Source organism: Bradyrhizobium sp. P3_C3 (assembly GCF_056402655.1).
In genome coordinates this window covers 1-7707 of sequence record NZ_JBFUGY010000102.1, presented here as the reverse complement: position 1 = coordinate 7707, position 7707 = coordinate 1, and the positions used below count along the sequence as shown (strand labels likewise).

General features: G+C 66.8%; 7 protein-coding genes and 1 pseudogene. 5 read left to right on the top strand and 3 right to left on the bottom strand.

Features of this window, described 5'->3' with window-relative positions; genetic code table 11:
* Positions 1-145 (top strand): annotated as a pseudogene (locus tag AC1DW2_RS43090) (IS110 family transposase); the annotation flags it as partial.
* Between the two features lie 88 nt (positions 146-233).
* Here the strand turns inward: AC1DW2_RS43090 and AC1DW2_RS43085 are convergent.
* The 3 genes from AC1DW2_RS43085 to mnmA all read right to left on the bottom strand — a co-directional run bounded on the left by AC1DW2_RS43085 (position 234) and on the right by mnmA (position 2625).
* On the bottom strand, positions 234-596 hold the full coding sequence (locus tag AC1DW2_RS43085) for a hypothetical protein (protein ID WP_477009132.1): 363 nt from the start codon (positions 594-596) through the stop codon (positions 234-236).
* 187 nt (positions 597-783) lie between these two features.
* On the bottom strand, positions 784-1422 hold the full coding sequence (locus AC1DW2_RS43080) for a class I SAM-dependent methyltransferase (RefSeq protein ID WP_063981205.1): 639 nt from the start codon (positions 1420-1422) through the stop codon (positions 784-786).
* A gap of 21 nt (positions 1423-1443) precedes the next feature.
* On the bottom strand, positions 1444-2625 hold the full coding sequence (gene mnmA, locus AC1DW2_RS43075; protein ID WP_063981204.1) for a tRNA 2-thiouridine(34) synthase MnmA: 1182 nt from the start codon (positions 2623-2625) through the stop codon (positions 1444-1446).
* Positions 2626-2984: 359 nt separating this feature from the next.
* On the opposite strand from mnmA, the gene AC1DW2_RS43070 reads away from it, so the two are divergent.
* From AC1DW2_RS43070 to fliF, 4 genes are all read left to right on the top strand, one after another.
* A complete protein-coding gene (locus AC1DW2_RS43070; RefSeq protein ID WP_477009131.1) occupies positions 2985-4559 on the top strand; it encodes a flagellar hook-length control protein FliK in 1575 nt (524 codons plus the stop codon).
* A gap of 13 nt (positions 4560-4572) precedes the next feature.
* Positions 4573-5280 carry a flagellar hook assembly protein FlgD gene (locus tag AC1DW2_RS43065; protein WP_208072931.1) on the top strand — a complete coding sequence of 236 codons (708 nt, stop codon included), beginning with the start codon at positions 4573-4575 and terminating at the stop codon, positions 5278-5280.
* A 372-nt stretch (positions 5281-5652) separates the two neighbouring features.
* A complete protein-coding gene (sciP, locus tag AC1DW2_RS43060) occupies positions 5653-5928 on the top strand; it encodes a CtrA inhibitor SciP (RefSeq protein ID WP_002714638.1) in 276 nt (91 codons plus the stop codon).
* A 188-nt stretch (positions 5929-6116) separates the two neighbouring features.
* Positions 6117-7707, top strand: a 1591-nt coding sequence (fliF, locus tag AC1DW2_RS43055) for a flagellar basal-body MS-ring/collar protein FliF (protein ID WP_477009130.1), incomplete at its 3' end; no start/stop codon positions are given.

Here is a 7707-nt window from a genome sequence, read left to right as displayed (position 1 = left end):
TCACAACCCCGTCCTCAAGGCCTTCTTTGAGCGCCTCGTGGCCAATGGAAAGCCGAAGCTCGTTGCCCTGATCGCCGTCGCCCGCAAGCTGCTGACCATCCTCAATGTCATGATCAGGACGAAAACACCATGGCAACCCGCTTGACAGCGAACACAGTCGCTCACCCGGAATCGGCGCTTTGCGCCGATTCCGGCCTCTCCCCACGGGCGGGGAGAGCGAAGGAAGAGACCACCTATTTCGGCCTGACCGTCGGATCGCCGCCGGGGCTGCCGGGGGGCGGAATGACGGGGGTGTTGCCGCCGGTGTCCGGGGCCGGGGCGTGCATGTCGGGGTCCACGCCCGAGGGCGGGCAGAGCACGCCGTCGGATTTGGCCAGTTTGTCGCCGAGCGGTTCCCGGGATTGGCCGGTGGTGGTGCCGTCGGGCGCGGTGGCGCGGTTCGGGCGGTCCTGCGGCATGCAATTGGCGGCGTGCTGGGCCGATGGCGGCGCGGTCGCTTGCGGCGGCGTTGCAGGTCGCGGCGGGGCCTGCGCGATCGCACTGCCTGAGGCGGCGATCAGGAGGCTGGCCAGGATGATGTTTGATGTCGTGCGCATGGGAGGGAAACGTCTCCGGCCATGCGGAGGTTCCGGCCGACGCACGGCGAATTGAAGCGCTGGAAATTGGCTGGCGGTTTCCCTGCGGCCGATCCTTCGAGGCGCCCGCCGCTGGCGGGCTCCTCGGGATGAGGTCGCGTTTTGCGGAGACAGTGCCGACTGACAGCACGATCCCCGCAAATCACGCTCACGATTTGACGTAGCGGATCAGCGAAAAGTGCCCCATCGGCGGCATCGGACGGCGCTCGGCGAGCGTGACGCCGCGGTGCCTGGCGGCCCAGTTGACGAGGCGGTCCCACGGGAATTCCGGGCGCCAGCCGAGGCGCCGGGCGATGGGGGCGAAGGCGAGCTCGAACAATTTGCGCGGCCCGCTCTCGGCGCCGATGTGGTTGACGAGGATCAGCTCGCCGCCGGGCTTGAGCACGCGCACGAACTCATCGAGCGTGCCTTCGGGATCGGGCACGGCGGTGATGACATATTGCGCCACAACCGCATCGAAGAAGTTTTCGGGGAAGGCGAGGTTCTTGGCGTCCATCACCGAGAGCACTTCGACATTGCTGAGCCGCAGTGCACGCACGCGCGCCTGCGCCTTGCGCAGCATCGGCTCGGAGATGTCGACGCCGCAGATCTTCGTGGTGCGCGAATAATCGGAGAGCGAAAGCCCGGTGCCGACGCCGACATCGAGGATGCGGCCGCCGATGCGGTCGGCCTCCGCGATGGTCGACTGCCTTCCGGCGTCGAAGACCTTGCCGAACACGAGATCGTAGACCGGCGCCCAGCGGCCATAGGCCTTCTCGACCCCGGCCCGCGAGATGTCTGCTGCCATGCCCCCTGCCCCGGAAATTTTCTAGCCGCGTACCGCTTCCACCAGCGGCCTCGCAGTGCTCGTTGCGACTTTCGCGGCGGCGCTCTGGATGAAGCCGCCGCCGAGCACGCGCGCCTGGCCCGAAGGCGCATCGTAGAACACGCAGGCCTGGCCAGGCGAGACGCCCTCCTCGCCGGCGACGAGCTCGACTTCGTAATGGCCGTTGCCGCCGCGCAGCCAGGCGGGCTGCGGGCTGCGGGTCGAGCGGACGCGCACGAACATCTCGAGGCCGGCGCCGATGGCGCGGTCGATGTCGCCGTCGCCGATCCAGTTGACGTCGCGCAGCACGATGCGGTGCATCTTCAGCGCATCGCGCGGGCCGACGACGACGCGGCGGCCCGGGGCATCCAGCCGCACCACGAACAGCGGCGCGTGAGCGGCGATGCCGAGGCCGCGGCGCTGGCCGACGGTGAAATTGGCGATGCCGTTGTGCCGGCCGAGCACGCGGCCGTCGAGATCGACGATGTCGCCGGGGTCCATCGCGTTCGGACGCAGGCGGGTGATGATGTCGGTGTAGCGGCCGGTCGGCACGAAGCAGATGTCCTGGCTGTCGTGCTTGTCGGCGACCGCGAGACCGAAGCGGCGCGCGAGCTCGCGCGTCTCGGGCTTGGTCATGTCGCCGAGCGGGAAGCGCAGGAAGTCGAGCTGCTCCTGCGTGGTCGCGAACAGGAAGTAGCTCTGGTCGCGATCGCTGTCGGCGGCGCAGACCAGCGCGCGCGAACCGTCGTCGCGGCGGCGCGAGGCGACGTAATGGCCGGTGGCGAGCGCCTGCGCGCCGAGCTCGCGCGCAGTCTTCAGGAGGTCGCGGAACTTGACCGAGCGGTTGCACTCGATGCACGGCACCGGCGTCTCGCCGAGCGCATAGCTGTCGGCGAAATTGTCGATGACGGACTCGCGAAAGCGATCCTCGTAGTCGAGCACATAATGGGGAATGCCGAGCTTGGCCGCGACGTCGCGGGCGTCGTGGATGTCCTGGCCGGCGCAGCAGGCGCCCTTGCGATGGGTCGCCGCGCCATGGTCGTAGAGCTGCAGCGTGATGCCGACGACGTCATAGCCTTCGGCCTTGAGCAGCGCAGCCGTCGTCGAGGAATCGACGCCGCCCGACATGGCAACGACGACCCTGGTGTCCTCAGGACGGCCTTCGAGATCCAGACTGTTCAGCATGGGCCTTAAAGCGTTGTGACGGCGGCGTTCGCGATCCGCGATGACTTGGACATTCTTCGGCTTCCGGCGGGACATCGACGCTCCCCGGGAACTTTGGTTCCCCCGGGGGCACGACTGCCCGGTCGAAAGCGGCTGAGAGCAGCTCTTTAATATAGGCGCCATTCCGGTGAAGCAATCACGCGGGCGGCCAGCTTAGGGCAATTCTTGCCGGGGAGGCAGAAATGGCGGGGCTTTGGCGCCCTTCGCGGCGAGGGCACAAATCAACCAAGTAATTGATTTTGCTTGGTAAAATAGTTCGTCAGGGAGCTGGCCCGCTCCTTGCTACCCCCTATGCCGAAGATGTTGCCAAGAGGTTTTCCGTGGTCGGTCGGGCGTCAGACGTAGCAGCCAGCGTGCAAGTCCAGAGCGCGCAGCAAAAGCCTGCCCGGTCGCAGAGCTCCAAGGACACGTCCAGCAACGACTCCTTCGGCTCGCTGGTCGACAGCAACACCCAGGCGATCAGCAACAACGCGCCGCCGCAGGACACTGCGCCGCGCCGGACCGAGTCGTCGTCCTCGTCGTCATCCGCCCCGGATAAGGGCCCGCGTGATACCGCCGCGACTGACCAGCCCTCGCAGAGCAAGGCGAACGACGACACCGACACATCGGCCCCCACCGCGAACGACGCCACGGCCGATCCGGCCAAGCMGGCCAAGGACAAGTCCGAGACCTCCGACGCCAAATCGGCGGACAAATCCGACGACACCAAGGGCGACAAGACCGACGGCACCGCTGCCGCCACCGTTGATGCCGCCGTGCAGCCCGACGCGGCGCAGGTCGCTATGCCCGATCCGAACGCCATCGTGGTGGCCCCGTCCGTGGTGCCGGTCGATCCGAACGCGGCCGCGAGCCAGACCGGCGATGCCGCCGCCTCGCCGCTGACGATTGCGGCCGCCGGCATCGCCGCCAGCGCTTCGACCGCGGCGCAGATCGCAGGCGGCAAGACCGACACCGCCACGGCGAGCGACAAGGGCGCCAAGACCGCGGGTGCCAAGGTCGATGCCGACACCACGACGACGCTGGGCGATGCCGCCACCGGCACGACCGACGGCACCGCGACCGATGCCAAGACCAATGGCGGCCTGGTCGCCGCAGTGGACCAGGGCACGCCGAAGCCTTCGTTCAAGGCCGTCGCGACCGCGCAACGCGAAAGCGACGTCTCCAATATCGGCCAGGACGCGGGCAAGGCGAACGCCACGCAGACTCCGGCGACGACCGCGCATGCGCAAGCCGCCAAGCCGCAGGCCGAGGCGAACCCGACCGACGCGAAGACCGGCGCCTCCGACCGCTCCGACGCGACGCCGGCGACGGCAACCACGCACGCGCATGCCGGCACGCAGGCCGCAGTGCCCACGACCGATACCGGCGCGCAGGCCGCCTCCGCCATCCAGGCGCCTCTGACCAATACGACGTCGGCCGCGACCGCATCGACCGCGACACTCACCGCGACCGCGGCGAATTCCACGCCCGTGCCGATCAGCGGCGTGCCGGTCGAGATCGCCGCGGCGGCGCGCGCCGGCAAGACGCGCTTCGACATCAGCCTCGATCCGATCGACCTCGGCCGCATCGACGTCCGCATCAACGTCGACCGCAACGGCCAGGTCACCTCGCATCTCACCGTCGAGAAGCCCGAGACGCTGCAGATGCTGCGGCAGGACGCCCCGCAATTGCAGCGCGCGCTCGACGATGCCGGCCTCAAGACCGGCAGCAACGGGCTGTCCTTCAGCCTGCGCGACCAGAATTCATCGGGCCAGAACTCCGGCCAGAACAACGACAATGGCGGCAATGCCCGCCGGCTGATCATCAGCGAAGACGACACCGTTGCTGCGGCGCCCGTCGGGCGCGGCTACGGCCGCATGCTCGGATCGAGCAGCGGCGTCGACATCAGAGTGTGAGGAGTATTCGAACATGACCACCACGAATGCCGCCACCGCCCCGACGCCCGTCTCCGGGACCACCGACGTCCCGAAGTCGTCCTCGTCGAACTCGCTGAGCTCGAGCACGGGATCGACGCTGGCCGGCAACTTCCAGACCTTCCTGACGCTGCTGACGACGCAGCTGCAGAACCAGAACCCGCTCGATCCGCTCGACACCAACCAGTTCACCCAGCAGCTGGTGCAGTTCGCCGGCGTCGAGCAGCAGCTCAAGACCAACGATTCACTGTCCCAGCTCGTCACCCTGCAGCAGACCACGCAGGCGACTCAGGCACTGGGCTTCGTCGGCAAGACCGCGCTGGTCGACGGCTCGACCGCGACCATGACGAACTCGTCGGCGACCTGGCATCTCAACGTGCCGACCGACTCGACCGTCGACATCACCGTTGCCAATTCCACCGGCCAGACGGTGTTCACCGGTAAATATACCGCCGCTGCCGGCACCGACATTCCCTTCACCTGGAGCGGAATGGGCAATGACGGCACGCAATGGCCGGACGGCAAGTACACGATCACGGCGACGGGTAAGGACGTGGCGAACAACAATGTCGGCATCGCCGCGCAGGTGCAGGGCGTGGTGTCGTCCGTCGACCTGACCCAGTCGCCGCCGCTACTCACCATCGACGGCGCCAGCTACACCCTGAGCCAGGTGAAGAGCATCATCGCCACCAGCAGCAACTAAAGGCGCGCGCCTCGCCACACACGAGATGTGATCCCCGCGAACTCAGGGGATCCATCACCGCAGAACGTCGTTTTCGCGTGAGACCGTAACCCCGAGTCGTCGTCAAACTACTCGCTGGGGTTATGGGTCCCGGGCTCGCGCTACGCGCGCCCCGGGACGACAGTTGGGGCTTCGCCGGCTCCATTCGTTAGTAAAGTATTTACGAAGACCCCGCTCGGCCGGCTCGGATCATGGTGTCCAGCCCTCCGGGCCGGCTGTGTTCCAGCCATTTTCAACGAGAATTGTATTGAAGCCTTAGGCTTAGCGGATTTTTAAGCCCGCACGCGTAGGGTTACGGCGTGAGTTCAGTGGTTGAGAGTTTGTGAGTACGCCATGACAGAACCCCATCGCCCGAGGGTAAAATACGTCATCGGGCCGGACGGCAGTCCGCTGACGATCGCAGATCTGCCCGCACCCGGCACCAAACGCTGGGTCATCCGCCGCAAGGCCGAAGTCGTCGCCGCTGTGCGTGGCGGACTTCTCTCCCTCGAGGAGGCCTGCAGCCGTTATACCCTGACGGTCGACGAATTCCTCTCCTGGCAGTTTTCCATCGACCAGCACGGTCTGGCGGGTCTTCGCACCACCCGCATCCAGCAATATCGCCAGTAAGCGATCCGGAAATCTGCAGCTTTTGACGAAAATCGGCCTCGCACCGCGAGGCCGATTTTTTTCATGTTTCCTTTTGGCGCGACTTTTGTCCCAGCTCTTAACCTTCGTTAACCATATCGAAACCATCACCTAGGCAATAATTGCCCAGTCGACCGCTCGGTTGCGGGTCGAAGCTTCGGGGCGGTTGCTTGCAAGGTCTTGCGGACTTTTTGAAGGGTATCGGCGCCGCCCGGTTCGGGGCGATGATCGCGGTCACCGCCGCGCTCATCGGCTTTTTCGCGTTCGTCATCATGCGCGTGACCACGCCGCAGATGACGACGCTGTTCACCGACCTCTCGGTCGAGGATTCTTCCGGCATTATCAAGGATTTGGAGCGACAGGGCATCCAGTTCGAGCTGCGCAATGAAGGCAGCATCATCATGGTGCCCAAGGACAAGGTCACGCGCCTGCGGATGAAGCTCGCCGAGGGCGGCCTGCCCAAGGGCGGCGGCGTCGGCTACGAAGTGTTCGACAAGTCGGATGCGCTCGGCACCACCTCTTTCGTCCAGAACATCAACCATCTCCGCGCGCTCGAAGGCGAGCTCGCCCGCACCATCCGCGCCATCGACCGCATCCAGGCCGCCCGCGTCCACCTCGTGCTGCCCGAGCGCCCGCTGTTCTCGCGCGAGGCGCCGGAGCCGTCGGCCTCGATCGTGGTGCGGGTCCGCGGCTCGCTCGAGGCCCAGCAGATCCGCGCCATCCGCCACCTCGTCGCCTCCGCCGTCAACGGGCTGAAGCCGCAGCGGGTCTCGATCGTCGACGAGGCCGGCTCGTTGCTCGCCGACGGCGCCGCGACCGATCCGGAGCAGGCGGTCGGCGACGAGCGCCGCACCGCCTTCGAGAAGCGGATCCGCAAGCAGGTCGAGGACATCGTCTCCTCCGTGGTCGGCTCCGGCCGCGCTCGCGTCCAGCTCTCCGCCGATTTCGACTTCAACAAGATCACCCAGACCTCGGACAAGTTCGATCCCGAGGGCCGGGTGCTGCGCTCGAGCCAGACCCGGGAAGAGAGCAGCCTCACCGCCGACAACAACGGCCAGGTCACCGTCAACAACGAGCTGCCCGGCAGCCAGCAGAACAGCGGTCCCACGGCGAAGGACCAGAGCAAGAAGACCGAAGAGACCAACAATTACGAGATCTCCCGCACCACCAAGACCGAGGTGACCGAGGCCGGCCGGGTCAACCGCATCTCGGTCGCAGTGCTGGTCGACGGCATCTATTCCAAGAACGACAAGGGCGAGCTCGCCTACACGGACCGCACCAAGGAACAGCTCGACCGCATCGCCACCCTGGTGCGCTCGGCGATCGGCTTCGACCAGAAGCGCGGCGACCAGGTCGAGGTCGTCAACCTGCGCTTTGCCGACGCCCCCTCCACCGCCCCGATCGCCGAGCCCTCCGGTTTCCTCGGCATGCTCCAGTTCACCAAGGACGACGTCATGTACTTCGTCGAGCTCGGCGTGATGATGCTGCTCGGCCTGGTCGTGCTGTTCCTGGTGATCCGCCCGCTGGTCAAGCGCATCCTCGCCTCCGAGGAGGTCGCGGCCGCCATCTCCGGCGCCCTCGCCGGCCCCGCCGCTTCGGAGGAGGCCGCGCCTGCCGGGCAGGCGCTGCTGCCGGGCGGCGCCGCGAGCGCGATCGACGTCGCCACCATTCAGGGCCAGGTCCATGCCCAGTCCGTTCATCGCGTCGGCGAGCTCGCCGAGCGCAACCCCAACGAAACCGTCGCCATCATCCGCCAATGGC

Excerpts from the sequence above, each read along its gene's own strand:
- mnmA (WP_063981204.1), bottom strand. The coding sequence starts at position 2,625 with ATGCTGAACAGTCTGGATCTCGAAGGCCGTCCTGAGGACACCAGGGTC.
- AC1DW2_RS43065 (WP_208072931.1), top strand. The coding sequence starts at position 4,573 with ATGACCACCACGAATGCCGCCACCGCCCCGACGCCCGTCTCCGGGACC.
- AC1DW2_RS43080 (WP_063981205.1), bottom strand. The coding sequence starts at position 1,422 with ATGGCAGCAGACATCTCGCGGGCCGGGGTCGAGAAGGCCTATGGCCGC.
- sciP (WP_002714638.1), top strand. The coding sequence starts at position 5,653 with ATGACAGAACCCCATCGCCCGAGGGTAAAATACGTCATCGGGCCGGAC.
- AC1DW2_RS43085 (WP_477009132.1), bottom strand. The coding sequence starts at position 596 with ATGCGCACGACATCAAACATCATCCTGGCCAGCCTCCTGATCGCCGCC.